The sequence below is a fragment of the Larkinella sp. VNQ87 genome (genome assembly GCF_049445795.1).
Lineage (GTDB): Bacteria > Bacteroidota > Bacteroidia > Cytophagales > Spirosomataceae > Larkinella.
In genome coordinates, this window is the sequence record NZ_JBMSDT010000015.1 from 23,639 (window position 1) to 44,348 (window position 20,710).

The following is a 20,710-nucleotide window of genomic DNA, read 5'->3' on the forward strand; positions in this document are numbered from 1 at the left end:
TGCCAAACCGATTGACGGGATTGAATGAAAAAGCAATGACTATGAAACGGGTTTTCTTTCTCTGGGCTTTATGCACGTCTTTACTTACGAAAGCGCAAAATGGCCAGTTCGACGTACGGTTGCAGTTGCAAAAAGCCGATTGTGCCAACCGAAAGCTGCGGGTAGCTGTTGAGGTGAAAGCCCACGATGCCACCCGTTCGTTTCTGATGGGAAATGCCAATTTACGGTTTTCGTACAACGCCCAACTGCTGAAAGCACCAACCATCGTTGAGCAACAGAATTTTACGAGTCTGGGCGAAAAAGCAAGTAATAACTATGCGCCTTTAACCCTAAACGGATCGGTGGAACGGAGCGGCAACGGCATTGTTTCGCTGAATGTATTCTATAGTGGGGCGGAACACAACGCTACGCTCGTTACCGAAACCTGGCTACCGGTTGCGACGTTGGAATTCGATTTGGTCAATCCGCAGGAAAAAGCCGGAACCGTAATCCAGTGGAACGACGACAAATCGTTCCCGGTCACCGGTCTGAGCGAAGTGGTGCTGAAGAAAACCAACTCCGATTTTGACTACGACACCTACGTCGTGAAAGCCAGCGGGGTGTTTGAAAGTCTGACGATCCCTTCCGTTGCGGATTTATGTTCGGGAACGAATCCGGAAACAGCGGGCGAACTGGTCATTCCCGAAGGTTTTTCGCCCAATGGCGACGGGAAAAACGATCAGTTCGTGCTTCGCAATCTGGGCGGTCTGCGGGCTGAAGTGACCATCTTCGACCGGAACGGGACCGTGATTTACGAATCAAAAGATTACCAGAATGACTGGAACGGTCGCGATGGTAACAAAGACCTGCCAATCGGAACGTATTTTTACAGCATCCGGCTCAGCGATGGACGGAAGTTTACGCGAGCCCTGACGATTTCCCGCTAAGCTCCCGATTAGGTGCTTCAGAAAACCGCCGGTATTCGGACCAAATCCTGAATTTCGCGACCCCCGTGGTCAAAGCGAGCGAGCGTATAGACCGTCCCATCGGTACCAATAGCAATGGAATTGACGTATGTAGGTCGGGAGCTGTCGGCGTAGAAAGTGGGTCCGTGGTCTTTGTAGGTCTTACTTGGAATATGGAACGTGATCAGGTGCAGATTTTCCAGCCCTTTGGCGGCTCCTTTGGCAATCTGCTCAACCCCTTTCAGCCGTTTGCCGTCCATGTAAATAGGACCGCCGGTGAGGTAATAAATGGTTTCGCCGTCGGGGCCGGGCTGAAAACCGAGGTAGCCGTAGCTAAACTGGTCGTACATACCGCTCTTGCGCGAAGGTTCCGACGTCAGTCGCTCGACCAGTTCAATGGCTGGTTTTCTGGGATCGAATTTGAACAAATAACCCGAATTGCCGTGGATGCCGAAGGCGACCTGTTCGGGAGCATACCAGAAAATCTTGCGCCAGTTGTAGCCCATGCTGCCGGGGTGTGTTGGGTCGTACTGACCGAAATAATCCAGCCTTAAATCCACTCCTTCCAGCGGTTGAATGGCTCCGTTATCGGGCGAATACTTGAAAATCAGTCCTTCCGGGGTAGAAAAATAAACCGCTCCATCCCGCGGATCGACCAGCAGGCTGCGGCACAAGACCCGGTAGTCGTTCCCCGGCTGTCCGGCTTCACCCCGCGCCGACACCGGCCCGAGATTCGTTAATTCCCCGGTTTGGAGATTATACCGAATAAAATACCCCACCGGCCAGGTGATGCCGTACAACTGGCCGCGCTCGCGATCCAGCGTCATGCTCAGAATTCCCTCACCTTCGGGTGCCGTCATCAGGTCTTCAAACGCCCCTGTCGTCAGGTCATAGGACAAAAAATGACCACCGGGATACAACGCCCGGCCCTGCGGTGGATTGACCGGCAGGCGCTCCATGCCGTCGATCATTTCGTAAAAACCGATATGCGTAGCGAAGTACAGTTTACCAGCGTGTTCGTAAAACCGCACGTGGCTTTTGCCCTGTGGAATGGCGTTGGCGTCCGTTTCGCCACAAATTTCGGTCAGATCGGCCAACAATTCGCTCCGACCGGTGGCCGGGTTGTAGCGGTACATTTTACCGCCTTCCGTCGGTGATTCGGAGCAAAGAACGTAATAGATCTGGCCGTCGCTGGCGGCTGTGATGGCGTTGTAAGTGTCATGGGCCAGCGCAAAGCCGGAGTAATGCGGGGTTGCAAGTAAAGGCATGAACAGGAGTAGGTGAGTTACTTGGTTAAGGATTTTGGTTTGGGGAGACCCGCCTGGGCCGCCAGCTTTTCGACCTCCGCCAAAATCTGTTGTTGCAGTCCGGCGACCCAGGGGCTGGGCAAACCGTATACCATCTGGGATGATTCGCCCTCGTAACCACCCTCTTTCAGAATCGTTTCGGACGGAATGTAGCCCATGACATCGTTGCAATACCCAAAGACAAAAGCATTTAACCCAAACCGCTTTTTGACCTCCAGCGCGTATTCAATGACCAGTTCCCCGCCGAAGCTGAACAGCGGCTGATTGCCCAGTCGCCAAGCCTGAACCGGGTAGGCATACTGGGTCAGATACGGTTTTCCGGCTTGCTGCTCCCGCAATACGCGCGTGGCCCATCGTTTCAAATAACCGTCTTTTTCCTGAGCGATTTTAGTCAACTCGGCCACCGAAGGTCCCGGGCTGAGCTTCAGCGGAATTTCAGAATACGCAGTATTGAGTTGGGCATCAAGGCGTTGCATCGGTTCGTCCAGCACCCGGTCGACGGCGGCTGCCAGCTCCCGGCCATACTGCCGGGCCAACGGAACCGTCCGGCGGGGGAGGGGATTCTGATCCCCGGCGGCTCCCTGAAAAAACAGGGCCGTCGTGCCGGGATGGCTGTTTTCCAACTCAATTTGGGCAAAACCGGCGTAATCGCCCGAGAGCTGGTACAGATCCAGCACCGTCGGGTGGCAGGCATACCCAAACGCAATGGCTTTCAGCTTTCCGTTGGCATCGACCACCTTGATGACCGGAACGGCGTAATCATTGGGTCCACGCAGTTCGGCTTGCTCGCGCAGCGCGCCTTCCTTGTTGTTTCGGCGGTTGACCTGAAACCGGGTCACGCCGTTCTGGCTGTACAATTCGGCGGGTTCCAGCTTCCGGAACGCATCCGTCACCAGTTGAATGATCTGCTTTTCGAGTGCCTGACTGTAGGCATTGATCACGGCCTGCTCCGGCGCGCCGAGCGGGTAAATGTCGTGCAGGGCATCCTCCAAAACCGGGCCGGAGTGCGTGTGCGAACTGTTCAGCAAAACCTGAGCGTTGGTTAGGCCCAGGGTTTGGGACAGCTTCTGCCGAATCCGGTCCGACATCGCTTTCGGAAATCCGAGCAAATCGCTGGAAACCAGCACGGCCCGCTGGCCCTTTTCATCTTCCAGCGCCAGCGCCTTTGCCCACAAATCGTGTAGCTTACCGTCGGACGGATGCGTGCGCGAGGCATACCCGGCCTGCCAGATGGGTTGTTGTGGGGTGATGTTTACTTTGGCGACCCCGGCTTTCCAGCCTTTTCCCAACGCGCTGAAGGCAACCAGCCAAACCGCTGCAACCAGCCATAGAAAACGGTTTCTCGTCATTTCGTCGCCAGCAGTTTGTCGGCTTGGGTATAAATTTTCTCGATGGCGCTGGCAATGTCGTCCATGTCCTGCCGACTGCCGAGCAGCATGTTCTGCGTCAGCCAGACGGCTTCTTCGTTGCAAAGCCGGTCGTTCTGTGGACACTGGTTGCGCTCGACATACCCCTTAAAATCCAGCATCTCTTTCGGATACATTTTCTGGTAGTTCTTCGACCGAAAGGCGTCGTTCAGATAAGGCATGTTGTTGAGCGTCGCGTACCCTTTGGAGCAGGGAATCCCTTCGGCCGTCAGCGCTTTCAGAAATAACTCCCGCGAAAGCCCTTTGAAGGCTTTTTGCTGAAACCGGAACGGGAAGAGGTGAAAAGCCGCCCGCGTCACATCGTCGTACAGCTTGTAAGGCACGATGCCGGGAATGGAACGGATTTTGGCTTTCAGATAAGCCGCATTTTCGTTGCGGGTGCTGGTTTCGGTGTCGAGTCGTTGGAGCAGCGCCAGCCCGATGGCGGCCTGGTACTCGGTCAGCCGAAGCTTGGTGCCCTGGATGAGCGTCCCGATCCCGATGACACCCGAAACCGTACCGTACGGATTGCCGTAATTGTGGTACGAAAAACAGCGGTCCATAAACGCATCGTTGTTGCTCACAATGGCACCGCCTTCGCCAATGGCCAGGTTTTTGGAGTTCTGAAAACTGAAGCAGCCCGCATCGCCGAACGTACCCACTTTCTGCCGATTGATTTCGGCCAAGTGCGCCTGGCAGGCATCTTCAATGACGATGAGGTTGTGTTTTTTGGCGATCGGCAGAATTTTAGTCATGTTGGCCGGTAAACCCAGAATATGGACCGGAATGATGGCGCGGGTCCGGGGTGTAATTTTGGCCTCGATTTTTGCCGGATCAATCTGGAACGTTTCGGGATCGACATCCACAAAAACCGGCATGGCACCCGTCGCCAGCACCGGAGCCACTGTACCGATAAACGTATACGGCGGCACCAGCACCTCGTCGCCCCCGCGAATGTTGTACTGCGCCAGGGCGGCAATCAGCGCATTCGTGCCGTTGACGACCGACAGGCAGCGCTTGGCTCCGACCGTTGCGGCCCATTTTTCTTCAAACTCCGTTACCACATTCGCCCGCGACCAGACGCCACTCCGAATTACGTCTAGTAACCGCTTTTCGTCGGTTTCGGGTTTCCAGATCGGCCAGGTCGGCCAGTCTTTGGCTCGGAGCGGTTTTCCGCCCAGCAACGCCAGCGGTTCAGCGGCCGAATGGACGGTGGGAGCCGCCAAAAGGACGGTTGCAGAAGCGGCAGGAGCCGGTATGGTGGTCAGCACGGACGGCGCCAGCGCGACCCCAAATCCGGTAAGCGAGTTGCGCTTGATAAACGCACGGCGGGTGAGCGGTTTAAAGGCCATGAGCAGGATGGGTTGGATGCGAAAAAGCAGAAACTGCCAGAGCGTTTGCAAAAGATCAGGAAAATGTACTATCTTTTCTACTAGCTACCAAATTATTGATCCAGAATGGTTCGGGAAGCAGTAGAAAAGAATATCTTTGTACGAAGGTAAATTTTGTTTACAAGAATTGGCTAATTTTGTTAGAAAAAATTTATGAAAATTGACTCTCTCGCGAACAAAGTATACATCGAGCTGCGCCGAAAAATCCTTTCAAATCAGTTGGTGTCGGGGACAAGGCTGAAAGAGGATATCTGGGCCAAGAAGCTGGAAGTCAACCGGATGGCGGTCCGCGAGGGGCTGACCCGGCTGCTGGGTGAAGGGTTGATCGAGTTCGGGGAGAAGGGCGGTTATTTTGTGAAAACCATGACGGCCGACGATGTGCGCGACATCCGGGAACTGCGAGAAATCCTGGAGTTGGGCGCGTTGCGGCTGGCGATGCAGAAAATTGACGACCAGCAGATTCAGAAACTGGAAGCCATCTGCAATGACTTTACGGCCATGGTGGAGCGCGGTTATTTTGGCGGAGCCTGCGAAGCGGACGTAAAATTCCACGAAACGCTCATCGAAATTGCTCATAATGATAAACTGAAAAACCTGTACGAAATCAGTAACATTCCCATTTTTCACCAGAAATTGGGGAAGACCCAGATTCACATGAATGATTATGAACAAACCGATCAGGAACACCGATCCATTGTGACCGCGCTGAAAGAACGGAATCTGGCGAAAGCCGAGGAGGCACTGACCCGTCATTTGGTGAGGGGAGAAATTGCCGCGCTTGAGTTGGATTAATAGCATAGAGAGTAGGTTAGAGTTGATGGAATTCTAATAAGTGCTCAAAGGCTTCCCCGTCGGGAAGCCTTTTTTGTTTACTCAGATTTTTCTTCAAGCTAGCTACAGTCATACTTAGAATGGTTTTGTGGCAGTTTTGAAAAAAATGAAAAAAGAAATCGGAAATTTTTTTGTTTACAAAAATTGCCTATAATTGTAAACATATTTACCTGGTCGAGCGAAGGAATTGGAAGTAGTTAGAAGGTAAAAGCAGCCGGATCGCAGGAGTGGATGGGGCTTTAGCGAGGTAGTCGCCGTAGTGTCGGAGATCGGAAGCCCCGGGGTGCTGAATGAACGAAATCAGAAGTAAACCCAAACAATAAATGAATGACTATGCTCTACTCTTTCCTTCCACGAAACGAGAAAGTGCTCCTGCTTTTTCTTTCCTTGTTTACCTGCGTGATGGCTTTGGCCCAGACGCCCATCACGGGCAATGTCACCGGGGCTGACGATCAGAAACCGATTGCCGGAGCGACGGTTTTGCTCAAAGGCAGTACGACCAATGGAACCGTGACGGACGCCGGCGGCAAATTTACGATCAGCGTTCCGGCCCAGGCCGTGCTGGTGGTATCTTACATTGGGTATCAGGCCCAGGAAATTCCGGTCGGTAATCAAACCAGTATTTCCGTCGTGCTGACACCTTCGGCCACCTCGCTGAGCGAGGTCATCGTGACGGGCTACACCTCCGAGCGCAAAAAAGATATCACCGGTTCGGTTTCCATTGTTGACATGAAAGCCGTGAAGTCGATCCCGGCGGGGTCGGCAGTGCAGGCCTTGCAGGGGCAGGCTGCGGGGGTGAACGTCATCAGTTCGGGCGCGCCAGGGAGTCCGGCCAACATCTTTATCCGGGGAATTAGCTCGTTTGGCAATACGCAGCCGCTGGTGCTGATCGACGGAATTCAGGCCGAACTCAACGACGTGAGCGCCGACGATATCGAGTCGATTCAGGTACTGAAAGATGCCGGAGCCGCAGCGATTTACGGGGTGCGGGGCTCCAACGGCGTGTTGGTGGTGACGACTAAAAAAGGGAAAACCGGCCAGCCGACACTTTCGTACGACGCCTATTACGGCACGCAGATTCCACAGCAGGGTAACGTGTTCAATCTGCTCGGATCGCAGGATTTCGCCCGACTAACCAAGATTGCGTATCCCAATACGGGCCTGTTTCAGAACGGTTTACCGGATTTTACGTACCGGGGCCGGGGTGCAACCGGCGTCGGGAATGCGGGCGATCCGGCCGTGGACCCGGCCAAATACAACTTTGACGCCAACAATCCGGCCAACAATTACCTGATTCAGGCCGTCAACAAAACCGGCACCGACTGGTTTCACGAGGTCTTCAAGAATGCGCCCATCACGAACCACAACCTGACGGCCAGCGGGGGGACCGACAAGTCGAATTACCTGGTGTCGCTGGGTTATTTCAACCAGCAGGGCACACTCATCAAAACGTATCTGCAACGGTATTCGGCCCGGGTCAACACCCAGTTCAAGGTGCGGAACAACATTCGGATTGGCGAAAATCTCTACTTTTTTTACAAAAAGAACCCTGGTTTTGATAACCTGAGCACGGGTAACCCCATCGCCTGGACGTACCGGGCCATGCCGATCATTCCGGTGTACGACATCAAAGGCAACTACGGGGGCACCTTCGCCGGGCCGGAACTGGGAAGCTCCTCCAACCCGGTGGCCGTTCAGAACAATACCGCCAACAACAAGTTCAACACCTGGAATATCGTCGGCAATGTGTTCGCGGAAGTCGACTTTCTGAAGTACTTCACGGCCCGCACCAGCTTCGGCGGTTTTGTGGATAATCAGTACTATACCAACTTTACGTTCACGCCGTACAATAACTCGGAAGGCAACACGAACCCCAACACCTTTGCCGAAACCGCCCTGTACAACAGCAACACGATGTGGACGAACACACTGACGTTCAACCACCTCTTCGGGGCGCATAGCGTGAAAGTGATTGCCGGTTCGGAAGCCATCCGGAATTACGGGCGGCTGGTAACGGGTTCGTCGAGCGGGTTGTTTTCGACCGAATTCGATTACCTGAGCCTGACCAACGGAACCACCAACATCACCAACGGAAGCAGTGCTTACGAGAACACGCTGTTTTCGCTGTTCAGCCGACTGGATTATGCCTACGCCGACAAATACCTGCTGGGCGTCACGGTGCGCCGGGATGGGTCGTCGCGGTTTGGGGCCAACCGACGCTACGGTGTCTTTCCGTCAGTGTCGCTGGGGTGGCGTGTGACGGGTGAGAAATTCATGGCGAATGTGACCTGGCTGGACGAACTGAAAATCCGGGGGAGTTACGGGGTGCTGGGGTCGCAGAACAACGTCAGTCCGCAGAACGCTTTCACGCTTTTTGGGGGTACGTTTTTCAACGCTTACTACGATATCAGCGGAGCGGGGCGGTTAGCGCAGGGCTTTGCCCAAACGAGCATCGGTAACCCGAATACCGGCTGGGAAGAAAACATTGTTACCAACCTCGGTTTCGACGCTACGTTGCTGAAAAACCGGCTCGATGTGTCGCTCGAATACTACAAAAAGTCGATCAACGGCCTGTTGTTTACCCAGCCGCTTCCGGCCACGGCGGGCGGTGCAACGGCCCCGACCGTCAACATCGGCGACATTCAGAACAAAGGCGTGGACGCGGCCGTGACGTATCGCGGAACGGTTTCCAACAGCCTGCGCTTCAGCATCGGGGCGAATATCACGACCTACAAAAACGAAGTCGTGACGATTCCGAACCCCGGTTATTTTGATGCCGCCAACACGCAGAACCTGGGGCTGGTCATCCGAAACCAGGTCGGCCAGCCGGTGAGTTCGTTCTTTGGGTATCAGGTGCTTGGTTTGTTCAAGAGCGAGTCGGAAGTGACGTCGTCGCCTACCCAGAGCGGAGCCGCGCCGGGCCGGTTCCGGTATGCCGATAGCAACAACGACGGCAAGATCGATGCCAACGACCGGACCTTTCTGGGCAGCCCGAACCCCGACTTTACCTACGGCCTGAACCTGGGCATCACCTACCGCAACTTCGACTTCTCGACGGTGCTGTACGGTTCGCAGGGCAACGAGATTTACAACACCATCCGCTCGTTTACGCACTTCTTCAGCACCTACGTCGGCGGGAAAAGCAATGAGCTGCTCAACGCCTGGACGCCGGAAAATCCCAACAGTTCGATCCCGAAAATTGAATCGACCGGATCGTTCAGTTCGTCGGGCGTCTCCAATTCCTTCTACGTCGAGAACGGTTCGTTCCTGAAAATGCGCTCGCTGATCATCGGGTATACGGTCAGTCCGGCGCTGCTCCGGAAAGTGGGCCTGAATAAGCTGCGGCTGTATGCGCAGGGTGCCAACCTGTTTACGATCACGAAGTACACTGGGCTGGACCCCGAAATCAGCGGCAACAGCTCGGCCTTCGGGGTCGACTACGCCAACTACCCGGGCAACCAGAAAAATTTCATCTTCGGTCTGAACGTCTCCTTCTAACCTGCCAACTCCTTGATCGTCATGAAAAAAATAAAGATCCTGGTCACGCTCAGCAGCTTCGCGTTCCTGCTCCTGACGGCCAACTCCTGCAATGAAGAATACCTGGAAGTGGGGCCGCTGGGCACCACAGGCGAAACCACGCTGGCCAACAAAGCCGGAGTAAACGGTTTGCTGACCGGCGCGTACTCGCTGCTCGACGGCTGGGGCGTTCCGGGTACAACCTATTACTTTGTGGGCGTCAGCAACTGGATTTTCGGGGGTGTCACCTCCGACGATGCGCACACCGGCACCCAGGCGTCGGCACTGCCGCCGATGGAAGCCGTCGAAAGCTACAATTACGACCCCTCGCTGCTGCCCTTCAACGACAAATGGAAAGTCCTGTACGCCGGGGTGCAGCGGGCCAACGACGTGCTACGGGTGCTGGCAAAAGTAACCGATCCGTCGCTCACGGCCGAAGAAGCCAAACAGATCAAGGCTGAAGCTACGTTTCTGCGGGCGCTTTACCACTTCGAAGCCGCCAAACTCTGGGAAAATGTGCCGTATCTGGACGAATCGGTCAGCTACGCGAGCGGCAACTACAACGTCACTAACGCGACGGCGATCTGGCCCAAAATCGAAGCCGATTTCAAATTTGCGGCTGATAACCTGTCGGCTACCAAAACGGAGGTTGGACGGGCCAATAGCTGGGCCGCCAAGGCGTTTCTGGCGAAAGTCTACCTGTTCCAGGATAAATACACGGATGCCAAACCGCTGCTGGAAGACCTGATGGCCAACGGCGTCACGTCGAACGGCTTGAAGTATGCGCTGGTCAACTTTGCCGATAACTTCAATCCCTCGAAGAAAAACAGCGCCGAGTCGGTTTTTGCCGTGCAGATGTCAATCGCTGAAAACTACCAGAATGGTAATTACGGCGATGCGCTCAACTTCCCGATGGGCGGCCCGGCTACCTGCTGCGGAGCCTACCAACCGTCGTTCAGCCTGGTCAATTCGTTCAAAACCGACCCGAATACCGGGTTGCCGCTGATCGATACGTTCAACGATGCGGACGTGAAAAACGACCAGAACATTGAAAGCAGCACGCCCTTCACGCCCTACGACGGCACACTCGACGCCCGGCTGGACTGGACTGTCGGACGGCGGGGCATTCCGTACCTCGACTGGGGCAACCACCCCGGCAAGGCCTGGATTCGGGTGCAGTCGGTGGCCGGTCCGTACAGCCCGATCAAAACCGTCTATTACCAGGCCGCAGCGGCCACGACCTCGGCGTTCTCGCGCTGGACCTCCAACAACTACACCATGATCCGGTTTGCCGACATTCTGCTGTGGGCCGCTGAGGTGGAAGTTGAAATCGGGAGCCTGGCGAAGGCCCAGGAGTACGTCAACCGGGTGCGGGCGCGGGCGGCCAATCCGACCGGTTGGGTGAAGAAATACATCGACCCGACCAGCCCGCTGAAAGGCTTCACGAACGAACCGGCGGCCAATTACAAAGTCGGTTTGTACACGAACGAGTTTACGGCGAAAGGCAAAGAATTTGCCCGCGAAGCCGTCCGATTCGAGCGAAAACTGGAACTGGCGATGGAAGGCCACCGGTTTTTCGACCTCCGCCGGTGGGACAACGGAACCGGCTACATGGCGAACGCGCTGAATGCCTACGTCAAGCACGAGACCTCTATTCCGGGCTATGATTTTACGTACATGAAAGGCGCAAGCTTTAAGAAAGGCAAAAGTGAGTTGTACCCGATTCCGCAGGCTCAGATCGATTTGAGCGTCGTGAGCGGGGCGGCTACGCTGAAGCAAAATCCGGGGTATTAAACCCGCTGAACAGGTAGGTTGACGGCTGCAAAATAGGCCGTCAACCTAAATATAGACTGGCTGTATCTGCCCTAACCCAATCACGAAAACGAATCGAATGCTGTTTCACGCATCATCCTATCCGGACCTTCAGCAACAAACGACGAAAGTGGTGGTGTTGCCGCTGGGGGCCATCGAGCAGCATGGCCCGCATCTTTCGGTTTCGACGGATACGGATCTGGTGACCCAACTGGCGCAACGGGCCGAGAAACAATTATCCGACTATATCCTGCTCTGCCCGACGCTGCCGTTCGGGTCGAGCCACCACCATTTGTCGTTCGGCGGAACCATCAGCCTGACGCCCGTCCTTTATACCCAGGTCGTTGTCGAGATGGTCAGTTCGCTGGTCGTCAGCGGTTTTCGGCGGATTGTGCTGCTCAACGGCCACGGCGGCAACATCACACCCGTCCGGCAGGCGCTCGCGGTTTTGAGCCAGCGCTTCGATGCCAGCCACCAGCCGACGATTGCCCTGGCGACGTACTGGGAACTGGCCGGGAAAGCCTTCGCGGGCGACCCGCCGATGGAAAGCCCCGCCCTGAGCCATGCTTGCGAGTACGAGACGAGCCTGATGTTGCACTTGTTTCCGGAAAAAGTCTGGATGGAGCGCGCCGAACGGGCTAGCCGACCGGCCGCCAATGGCTATATTGGCTGGGAAGACGACGAGCCATACCGGGGTGTGACGGTTTTCAAGCAAACCGCCTTTGTGTCGGGCAATGGCAGCAGCGGGGAGCCGCAGTTGGCAACGGCTCAAAAAGGCAAGCATTTGTTCGACAGCGCGTTAGTTGCGTTGATTGATTTTCTGGCCGCTTTCAAAGACTGGCCTTTATCCGAAAATTTAACCTTAAAACATGCCTAAACAGGAAATTGAACACCCCGATAAGCGGGTCGATACGGGCGCGTATTCGGCGGGGGTGCTGGTCGACGGCTGGCTGTTTGTCAGTGGGCAGGGACCGCTCGATCTGGCTACCGGCGAGGTGCTTCACGGGACTATCGAAGAGGAAACCTTGTTGACGCTTTCGCACATTCAAAAGGTGGTCGAAGCCGCGGGCGGAACCGTCGACGACATCGTCAAATGCACGGTGCATCTCGAAAATATCAACGATTTTGACCGGTACAACGAGGCTTACCGCTCGTTTTTCACCGGGATCAAACCGGCCCGAACCACGGTTCAGTCGGTGTTGTCGGACGGGATCAAGATCGAGATCGACGCCATTGCCCGCATCCAACCCCAACAAGCGTGAGCATGGAAAAAGGACGAATCGGAACGGTGGGGCTGGGGCTGATGGGCAGCAGCATTGCGACCTGCCTGCTGGCCGCCGGGCATGAAGTGATTTCGCTGGTCAAAGACATTGCGCAGGCCGACGAAGCCCGTGCGCGCATCCTGAGTTACCTGCAACAATTGCAAGAAGAAGGCTTGCTGAGCGCCCCACCGGAAGCGGTTTTGCAGCGAATCACCGTCACCGACGACGTAACGCAACTCGCCGGTCTGGAAGTGGTGATTGAATCGATTATTGAAAATGTGGCCGAGAAAAAACGGGTTTACGAGCAACTGGAGACGGTTTTGAGTCCCACGGCCATCATCGGCAGCAACACCTCGGCCATTCCGGTGTCGGTGCTGCAAAGCGGTCTGCAACACCCCGAGCGGGTGCTGGGCATCCACTGGGCCGAACCCGCGCACATCACCCGGTTTATGGAAGTGATTTGCGGCAACGAAACCGACGTTCAATACGCGCACCGGATTGTGGCGCTGGCCGAGGGTTGGGGCAAAGAACCGTCGCTGCTCCGGAAAGATATTCGCGGGTTTATCACCAACCGCATCATGTACGCCATGCTCCGGGAGGCTTTTCACCTGGTCGAAAACGGCTACGCGACGGTGGAGGACGTGGACCGCTCGCTGCGGAACGACCTGGGCTACTGGATCACCTTCGCCGGGCCGTTCCGGTTTATGGACCTGACCGGCATTCCGGCCTACCTGACGGTGATGAAAGACCTGTTTCCCGACCTGAGCAACACCACCGAAACGCCCCGGATGCTGGAAGAACTAGTGGCTTCGGGCGCGAAGGGCGTCGGCAATGCACACGGTTTTTACCCGTACACGCCCGAAACCGCCGAAGCCTGGGAAGCCAACTTCATCGCGTTCAGCTATGACATCCGGAAACTGGCGCAAACGTATACGCCCAAACCTACCGACGAATCGAAATGAGCCGGATCATCGCCATCAAAGCCACCGAAGTCATTGTTCCGGCCAAACCGGGTAGCTTGAATTCCGAGGAGGTCGTGGATAAAGATGCGGTTTTTGCGCAAAAATTCCTGACGGGTGAACGCTGGACCGAGTTTGCCAACCAGCCGAAGTGGATCATCGAACTGACGCTGGACAACGGCCTGGTCGGACTCGGCGAAACCTACCGCAGTGCCTCGCCGGAAGCCCTTCGGGCGGTTTTGCACACGCTCGTCGGGCAGGACATCCTGAAACTGAACTGGCGACGGTTGCCGATTGCCGACCAGCGGATTTACGAAGCCTTCGAGTCGGCGGTGCTGGATGCGGTGGGCAAAATGCTCGGCGTACCGGTGTACCAACTGCTCGGCGGGGCCTACCGCAACCGCGTCGACTGCTTCGGCTGGACGGGCCGGCGGACGCCCGAGGAGGCCGCGCAAAAAGCGTTCGAAGCGATGCAGAAAGGCCACAAAGCCTTCAAATTCAAGTGCTCCGACGAAGACCCCGTGCGGCTCTGGACGGAAAAGATTCGGAAAAAATGCGGGGACGGCATCAAAATCCTGCTCGACCCCAACCAACGCTGGACCGATGTCGAAACGACCCTGCGGCTGATGGAAGGCGTTGATAAAACCGTTATGCTCGGTCTGGAAGATCCGATCCGGCACGCCGACGTTGCCGGTTTTAAGTCGCTCCGCCGGACGCTGGAGATGCCCCTGTACCGGCACATTTCGCTGCCGTATACACAGGACATTCGCGACATGATCGCGTTCGTGCGGGCCGATGCCGTCGACGGGTACAACTTCAACGGCTCGGCGTACAATGGCGTGTTGCTGGCCGAAATGGCCCACCTCGAAGGCAAAGCCTGCTGGCGGGGGTCGGAGGTCGATCTGGGCATTTCCGAAACGATGGGCCTGCACATTGCGGCCGCCAGCGTCAGTTGCACATTGCCGTCGGACCTGTTCGGCGAACTGGTGCGCACCGACGACCTGATCACGGAACCGATCCGGTTTGAACAGGGGGCCGCGCTGGTACCACAAGGCCCCGGTCTGGGCATCGAACTGGATCAGGAGGCCCTCGACCGATTCAAAACCAATCAAATCTTATGCAACCGGGTATGAAAAGTAAACGACTTTCGTGGGCCATCCTGTTTTTCTGCAACCTGATCTGGGCGTTTCATTTCACCAGCATCAAGTTGACGCAGGATCAGGTTGGGCCGTATTTCACGGTCTGGGCACCGATGCTGCTGGCAACGGTTTTTCTGGCCCCATTTGTCGTCCGCGATTTTCGGAAAGGTCGCAAAAAGCTGAAGGACGTGCTGGTTTTCGTGCAACTGGCCGCGCTCGGAGCGTTTCCGTCGCAGGTGCTCATGACATACGGAACGCAGTATTCGCTGGCGAGCAACGCGGCCATTCTGGTGATGGCGCTGCCGGTCATCACGGCGGTTTTTGCCTTTGTGTTGCTGAAGGAAAAGATGAACACGGCCCGGTGGATCAGCTTCGCCATCGCCATCGTCGGCGTGGTGCTGTGCTCGACCGAAGACATCAAAAGCGCCGATTTAAGCTCCCGCTACGCTCTCGGCAACACGATGATTTTCCTGGCCATTCTGGGCAATGCGTACTACAACGTGGGCTGCAAAAAGGTGGCCGAACAGTACACCGAAATGGAGATGGTGTTCTACACGTATTTGGTCATGTCGATTCTGCTGACGCCCCTGGTGCTATATTACGAACCCGGCACCTTCGCCCGGGTGCCGGACTTTACGACCAACACCTGGATCGGCATGATTTCGCTCACGCTGTTCCATAACTTCCTGTCGATGCTCCTGTTTTTCAAGGCGTTGAAGAACCTGGATGCGACGCAGGTGGCGATTTCGAATTACCTCATCACCTTCATGGGACTACCCATTGCCGCCCTCTGGCTCGGCGAAACACTCAACGAGCAGGCCATTTTGGGGGGCGTGCTGGTCCTGACCTCAACCCTGATCCTATCCATTGTCGATAGCCGGGTACAACAAAAAAAAGTGGATACGATCAATCAAGAACCTGCTAAATTATGACAACGACAGAAAACGAACTTTTCGGCGTAGTGCCCATTATTCCCACCCCGTTTACGGCAACCGAGGAAATTGACGAAGATTCCCTGCGGAACCTGGTTGATTTCGCCATTGCCGGGGGCATCGGCGCAGCCTGTCTGCCCGCGTACGCCAGCGAGTTTTACAAACTGACCGACGACGAAAAACTGCGGGTCGTCAAAGTCGCCGTCGAACACGCGGCCGGGCGGTTGAAAATTGTGGCTCAGTCGAACCATCCGTCGCTGAAAGTGGCCATTCGGCTGGCCCAGGCCAACGTGGATGCCGGGGCCGATGTGATTTCGCTGGCGGTTCCGCGCATTTTCAGCCTGCCCGAAAGCGCCCTGAAAGCGTATCTGTCGGAGTTTCTGCAAGCCATTCCCAACACACCGGTTTTGATTCAGGATTTCAACCCCGGCGGCTCGTCGATCAGCGTGTCGTTCATTCAGGAGCTGATGGCCGAAAATCCGAATTTCAAGTACCTGAAACTGGAAGAACCGCTCTGCGCGCCCAAGTTCGAAAGCATCATTCAGGCGACGAACGACCAAATCGGCCTGTTCGAAGGCTGGGGCGGTCTGTACATGCTCGAACTGGTGCCGATTGGCATTCGGGGCGTCATGCCGGGGCTGGCGGTGGCCGACATTCTGCAACGCGTTTTTACGCTGCGGAAAACCGGCGAAGACGCCAAAGCCTTCGATCTATTCGAGAAAATCATGCCGCAGATTTTCTTCTCGCTCCAAAACATGGAACTGTTCCATTACGCCGAGAAGGAATTACTGATGGCGCGTGGCATATTGCCCAACAGCATCGCCCGGAAGGCCGCCTACATTCCCGATCCGTCGAGCGTGCGCTACATCCGGGAACTGAACCAGCGGGTTCTGGAACTACTCAGCGACGAAACCTACGCCATCCGGCCAGTTGAAAAAGCGCTTGTTTAAAAGGGAGCATCGGCAAGCCAGCGAATTGCGCGTAACTTGCCAACGGTGCTTTTACCCTGACCATTTACCTAACAAAACACATGCAGGAATTTAGTGGACAAGTGGCCCTGATCACCGGGGCCGCTTCCGGAATCGGATTAGCCATTGCCGAAAAACTGCTGGCCGAAGGAGCCAAAACCGCCTTGCTCGACTTTAACGAAGACGGCCTGAAAACCGCCTTTGGTGCATACGGTGACCAGGTGTTGCTGATCAGCATCGACATTACTGACGAAAACCGCGTGGCCGAGATTGTTGGGCAGGTCGTCGGGCATTTCGGCCGAATCGACGCGCTGGTGAACTGCGTCGGGATTACCGGCGCGACCAACATCAAGAGCCATGAGGTGAGCAGCGAAAACCTGCACAAGGTGTTTGAAGTCAACTTCATGAGCAGTTTTTACACCTCGAAAGCCGTGTTGCCGACCATGCTGGCGCAGCGCTACGGCCGGATTTTGCACATTGCGTCCATTGCCGGAAAGGAAGGCAACGCGGGAATGCTGGCGTACTCGGCTTCGAAAGCAGCCGTGATCGGCATGACGAAGGTGCAGGGCAAGGAGTATGCCGAAACCGGCATTACGGTCAACGCGCTGGCTCCGGCCGTCATCCGAACCCCGCTGGTCGATGCCATGCCCGACGCCCAGGTGACGTACATGACCGACAAGATTCCGATGAAACGTTGCGGCACGCTCGACGAAGCGGCCAACCTCGCGGCTTACATCATTTCGCCCAAAAACAGTTTCACCACCGGTTTTACCTTCGATCTGTCGGGCGGCCGGGCGACGTATTAGAACGCCATGAAAAGCCTTGTTTTCGGAATGCTGGCCGTCTGGCTGGGAACGCTGGAGGTCGGCGCCCAGTCGCGGCCGGTTTTGCTGCCGGAACCGCAATCCGTTCAGTACGGCACGGGGACGCTGGCGCTGGCCAACCTCACGCTGCCCCCGCCGACGAACGCGCCCACCGACGTGGTTTTTGCGCTCGGCGAATTTCGGAAGTGGATTCGGGAGCAAACCGGGTTACCCCTGAAAACCGTCACGTCGGCGGCCGGGGCGACGTTGCGGTATTCGATCCAAAAACCGGGGCAGGACCTGCCGGGAACCGACGACGCCACGAACGGCAACGCCCGCGAACAGTACCGGCTAACCGTCAGGCCGAAGGGCATCGACATTGCCGCCGAAACGTCGACGGGCTTGTATTACGCCGTGCAAACCCTTCGGCAATTGGTGCAGGGCACCGGAAACCGGTCTTTTCTGCCCACCGTAACGATTCAGGACCGCCCGAAACTGGCGTACCGGGGTGTCATGATGGACTTCGCCCACGGCGGTTTGCTGACTGTGGCCGAAATCAAACGTCAGATCGACTTTTTGGCCCGCTGGAAAACGAATCAGTATTATTTCTACAACGAAGTCAGCATCCAGCTCGATGGCTACCCGACCCTGAATTACCGGGCCAGCTACTCGAAAGCCGAGGTGCGGAGCATTCTGGCCTACGCCCGCGAACGGCACCTGGACGTGATTCCGTTTGTCAATTTCTACGGGCATTTGCACGAGTTGATCCGCAACGAAAAGTACGCGTCGCTGGGCATCGGCACCTACGGCCACGAACTCGACCCGCGCAAACCGGCGGTGCAGGCCGTCCTGAAAGACTGGATCGGGCAGTACATGACGCTGTTCAGCAGCCCGTTTATCCACGTCGGTTTTGACGAAACCTGGGAAACCAAGCGGCTGGCCAGCGATCCGAAAACCGGCCTGAACCCCGAAAACCTGTACATCGACCAGCTCGCGTTTGTCAGTCAGGAACTGAAAAAGTATGGCAAAACACTGATGGCCTGGACCGACATGAGCGCGTTTTACCCCGACATCATCGCCCGGTTTCCGCCCGACGTGGTGCCGGTGATCTGGGAATATTCGCCCGATACGACGAACATGTACCGCTACCTGAACCCGGTTTTGAAGGAACGAAAACCGTTCTTTATTCAACCGGCGGTCTCGGGTTGGGGGCATCTGTATCCGTCGGCCGACTACACCTACGAAAACATCAATCTCTGCCTGCAAGTCGGGTTGCGGCACCAGACGCGCGGGTTCATCACCTCCGTCTGGACCGATTCCGTCGAGCCGCTGGTCCGGGCGTCGTGGCTGTTTATGGCCTACGGTTGCATCGGGGCCTGGCAGGGCAAAGTCCCGGAAAAAACCGGTTTTCCGAAAGCCTACACGGCCGTGATGTACCCAAGGCTGGCCGGGGAACTGGGTCCGGCGCTGGACCACTTGGCGAGGGCGGGCCAGCACCTCGAAAAATGCCTCGGGAAAAACACGCAAAGCCTGCCGCGCGGGACGCTGGTGGAAAGCTGGTCGAATCCGTTTTCGACGTATTACCTAACGAATACCGCCGAGCATCTGGCTGATTTTCAAGCCGTCCGGCAGCAGACGGAAGAAGCGCAGGCCTTGCTGATTACGGCCCTGCAAAAAGCCGCCAAACCCGATAGCGGGATGATTACGTCCCTGCTGATGACGGCCCGGCTGATCAATTACTCGGCACAACGGTTTTTGTGGGCCAAGGCCATCACCGACCGCTGGAACGACGCGATGGTGACCCGGAAGCAGGAGGATTACGTCTTTTACGACCTGACGTACCCCTGCCACAGCCTGCTGGTCGACGCGATGGACGAAACCGGCGAGCTGAAAACCGCCTATGCCCAGGCTTGGCTCGATGAGTGTTTGCCGTACCGCCTGAACACCATCCTGGGGCGGTTCGATGTGGATTTTGGGCTCTGGCGGAAGCTGCACCTGAACGTGCTGGACTACAAAATTCAGCAGAAGAAAACCGAGCCCGTGCCGATGTTCGAAGTCCTGTTTAAACCCGATTTTTAACCCGCTGATGAACACCCCAACCCTGCAGTTTCTCCACCCGGTTGACGGCGACATGCTCCACGCCCGCGACGGCGTGATGACCGACACCTTTCTTGAAATTCGGGCGCAGGTCAGTGCGCCGACCGGCCATCTCGTAACCCTCAACGACGAAACCGCCACGGAACAGGACGGAATCTACTCGGCAACGGTCCGATTGACAGACAGTACAAATGAGCTGATCGCCGTCGATACCACCTCGGGCGATAGCCAGTCCATTACGGTTTTCTGGCTGCCGGATTTTGCGGGCCATTACCGCCTTTCAATTGATGATAACATCTGGTTTCTGCGGGATATTTACCAGTATCAGGCTAGTTATAACTCGCTGTTTGATAATCTATTTCTTGGTTTTCTGAAGCAGGTTCACGACGAATACGGGACCAAGGTTCACCTCAATCTTTTCTACGAAACCGACGGTTTCAATCTGTCGCAGTTCCCGGATAAGTACCGCCCTGAATGGGAGCAGAACGCTGACTGGCTGCGGCTGAGTTTCCACGCCCGGGGGGAGTTCCCGGACATGCCTTATCGCACGGCCGGCTACGCGCAGGTAAAGCAGGATTGCGATCTGGTGATGGCCGAAATCCGCCGGTTTGCGGGCGAAGCCGTCATGGGGCCGGTCACGACGATTCACTGGGGTGAAGCCACCGTGGAGGGTTCGCGGGCGTTGCGGGATGCGGGCTATTGGGGGCAACTCGGGTATTTCAATGTTGACGAAGACCTGCCCGCCGTGTCGTATTACCTGAGTGTTGAGCAACGACGGCACCTGAAAAAACGGTTTGTCTGGCGCGACAACCGGGAAGGCATTGCTTTCGTGCGGAGCAGCATCGTGCTGGATAAGAAAGACGTGCCCGACATTGTTCCGTTTCTGGACCACTATGCCAGCCAGCCGTCCGGTTTGCCGCCCTACGTCGATTTCCTCGTGCACGAACAATATTATTATCCGTTTTACGAAGCCTACCAGCCTGACTACCGCGACCGGATTCTGACCGCCGTTCGCTGGGCCACCGACCGGGGCTACACCCCGGCTTTCCTGGGCGATGCGCTGTTTGCGAAACCGCGAACAGAAACCCCTAAATCCCCTGAAGAGCAGGGTTGTTAAGTGCTGTTAAAACTCTGCCCCCAACCCCCTAAAGGGGGCTTAAATATCCGGATTTGACAGTTCCCTTTAGGGGGTTGGGGGTGAAAAGAGTCCGGAGATTGTCACTTTGTATGATCATCACTTAAGTACTTAACAGCCCTGCCCTGAAGAGGACTTTAAAAATTACGATTAAACGCGTCCAAGTCCCCTTCAGGGGATTTAGGGGCAATCAGCCATACAAAAGAAC

The 20,710-nt window shown here is 56.1% G+C and carries 16 protein-coding genes; 13 read left to right on the forward strand and 3 right to left on the reverse strand.

Annotated features, from left to right (window positions below; genetic code table 11):
- Window positions 1-41: 41 nt before the first annotated feature.
- A complete protein-coding gene (locus tag ACO2Q8_RS23515; protein WP_423347322.1) occupies window positions 42-926 on the forward strand; it encodes a gliding motility-associated C-terminal domain-containing protein in 885 nt (294 codons plus the stop codon).
- A 17-nt stretch (window positions 927-943) separates the two neighbouring features.
- On the opposite strand, the gene ACO2Q8_RS23520 is transcribed toward ACO2Q8_RS23515, so the two are convergent.
- Genes ACO2Q8_RS23520 through ACO2Q8_RS23530 form a run of 3 tightly spaced genes read right to left on the reverse strand, consistent with a single transcriptional unit; the run spans window position 944 to window position 5,009 of the window.
- Complete coding sequence (locus tag ACO2Q8_RS23520) at window positions 944-2,212, reverse strand: hypothetical protein (protein WP_423347323.1); 1,269 nt, start codon at window positions 2,210-2,212, stop codon at window positions 944-946.
- A gap of 17 nt (window positions 2,213-2,229) precedes the next feature.
- The gene (locus ACO2Q8_RS23525) at window positions 2,230-3,600 is read right to left on the reverse strand and encodes a neutral/alkaline non-lysosomal ceramidase N-terminal domain-containing protein (protein WP_423347324.1); all 1,371 of its coding nucleotides are present in this window, start codon (window positions 3,598-3,600) and stop codon (window positions 2,230-2,232) included.
- Window positions 3,597-5,009, reverse strand: a complete 1,413-nt coding sequence (locus ACO2Q8_RS23530; protein ID WP_423347481.1) for a DegT/DnrJ/EryC1/StrS family aminotransferase — start codon at window positions 5,007-5,009, stop codon at window positions 3,597-3,599. Before ACO2Q8_RS23530 ends, ACO2Q8_RS23525 begins: the two co-directional genes overlap by 4 nt.
- A 192-nt stretch (window positions 5,010-5,201) precedes the next feature.
- Between ACO2Q8_RS23530 and ACO2Q8_RS23535 the strand changes: the two genes are divergently transcribed.
- From ACO2Q8_RS23535 to ACO2Q8_RS23590, 12 genes are all read left to right on the forward strand, one after another.
- Window positions 5,202-5,840: a GntR family transcriptional regulator gene (locus ACO2Q8_RS23535; RefSeq protein WP_423347325.1), complete on the forward strand. Its 639-nt coding sequence runs from the start codon at window positions 5,202-5,204 to the stop codon at window positions 5,838-5,840.
- A gap of 372 nt (window positions 5,841-6,212) precedes the next feature.
- Window positions 6,213-9,377, forward strand: coding sequence for a SusC/RagA family TonB-linked outer membrane protein (locus ACO2Q8_RS23540; protein ID WP_423347326.1), 3,165 nt, complete (start codon window positions 6,213-6,215; stop codon window positions 9,375-9,377).
- A 21-nt stretch (window positions 9,378-9,398) separates the two neighbouring features.
- Complete coding sequence (locus tag ACO2Q8_RS23545) at window positions 9,399-11,189, forward strand: RagB/SusD family nutrient uptake outer membrane protein (RefSeq protein WP_423347327.1); 1,791 nt, start codon at window positions 9,399-9,401, stop codon at window positions 11,187-11,189.
- A 97-nt stretch (window positions 11,190-11,286) separates the two neighbouring features.
- Window positions 11,287-12,084, forward strand: a complete 798-nt coding sequence (locus ACO2Q8_RS23550) for a creatininase family protein (protein ID WP_423347328.1) — start codon at window positions 11,287-11,289, stop codon at window positions 12,082-12,084.
- Window positions 12,077-12,469 (forward strand): RidA family protein, encoded by a 393-nt coding sequence (locus ACO2Q8_RS23555; RefSeq protein ID WP_423347329.1) that lies wholly within the window; start codon window positions 12,077-12,079, stop codon window positions 12,467-12,469. The genes ACO2Q8_RS23550 and ACO2Q8_RS23555 overlap by 8 nt, the downstream gene beginning before the upstream one ends.
- A gap of 2 nt (window positions 12,470-12,471) precedes the next feature.
- A complete protein-coding gene (locus ACO2Q8_RS23560) occupies window positions 12,472-13,431 on the forward strand; it encodes a 3-hydroxyacyl-CoA dehydrogenase family protein (RefSeq protein ID WP_423347330.1) in 960 nt (319 codons plus the stop codon).
- Complete coding sequence (locus tag ACO2Q8_RS23565) at window positions 13,428-14,561, forward strand: mandelate racemase/muconate lactonizing enzyme family protein (RefSeq protein ID WP_423347331.1); 1,134 nt, start codon at window positions 13,428-13,430, stop codon at window positions 14,559-14,561. The genes ACO2Q8_RS23560 and ACO2Q8_RS23565 overlap by 4 nt, the downstream gene beginning before the upstream one ends.
- Window positions 14,558-15,499 (forward strand): DMT family transporter, encoded by a 942-nt coding sequence (locus ACO2Q8_RS23570; RefSeq protein WP_423347332.1) that lies wholly within the window; start codon window positions 14,558-14,560, stop codon window positions 15,497-15,499. Before ACO2Q8_RS23565 ends, ACO2Q8_RS23570 begins: the two co-directional genes overlap by 4 nt.
- Window positions 15,496-16,449 carry a dihydrodipicolinate synthase family protein gene (locus ACO2Q8_RS23575; RefSeq protein ID WP_423347333.1) on the forward strand — a complete coding sequence of 318 codons (954 nt, stop codon included), beginning with the start codon at window positions 15,496-15,498 and terminating at the stop codon, window positions 16,447-16,449. The genes ACO2Q8_RS23570 and ACO2Q8_RS23575 overlap by 4 nt, the downstream gene beginning before the upstream one ends.
- An 80-nt stretch (window positions 16,450-16,529) precedes the next feature.
- The gene (locus ACO2Q8_RS23580; protein ID WP_423347334.1) at window positions 16,530-17,273 is read left to right on the forward strand and encodes an SDR family NAD(P)-dependent oxidoreductase; all 744 of its coding nucleotides are present in this window, start codon (window positions 16,530-16,532) and stop codon (window positions 17,271-17,273) included.
- Window positions 17,274-17,279: 6 nt separating this feature from the next.
- The gene (locus ACO2Q8_RS23585; protein ID WP_423347335.1) at window positions 17,280-19,349 is read left to right on the forward strand and encodes a beta-N-acetylhexosaminidase; all 2,070 of its coding nucleotides are present in this window, start codon (window positions 17,280-17,282) and stop codon (window positions 19,347-19,349) included.
- Window positions 19,350-19,356: 7 nt separating this feature from the next.
- Window positions 19,357-20,484: a hypothetical protein gene (locus ACO2Q8_RS23590; protein ID WP_423347336.1), complete on the forward strand. Its 1,128-nt coding sequence runs from the start codon at window positions 19,357-19,359 to the stop codon at window positions 20,482-20,484.
- The last annotated feature ends 226 nt before the right edge of the window (window positions 20,485-20,710 follow it).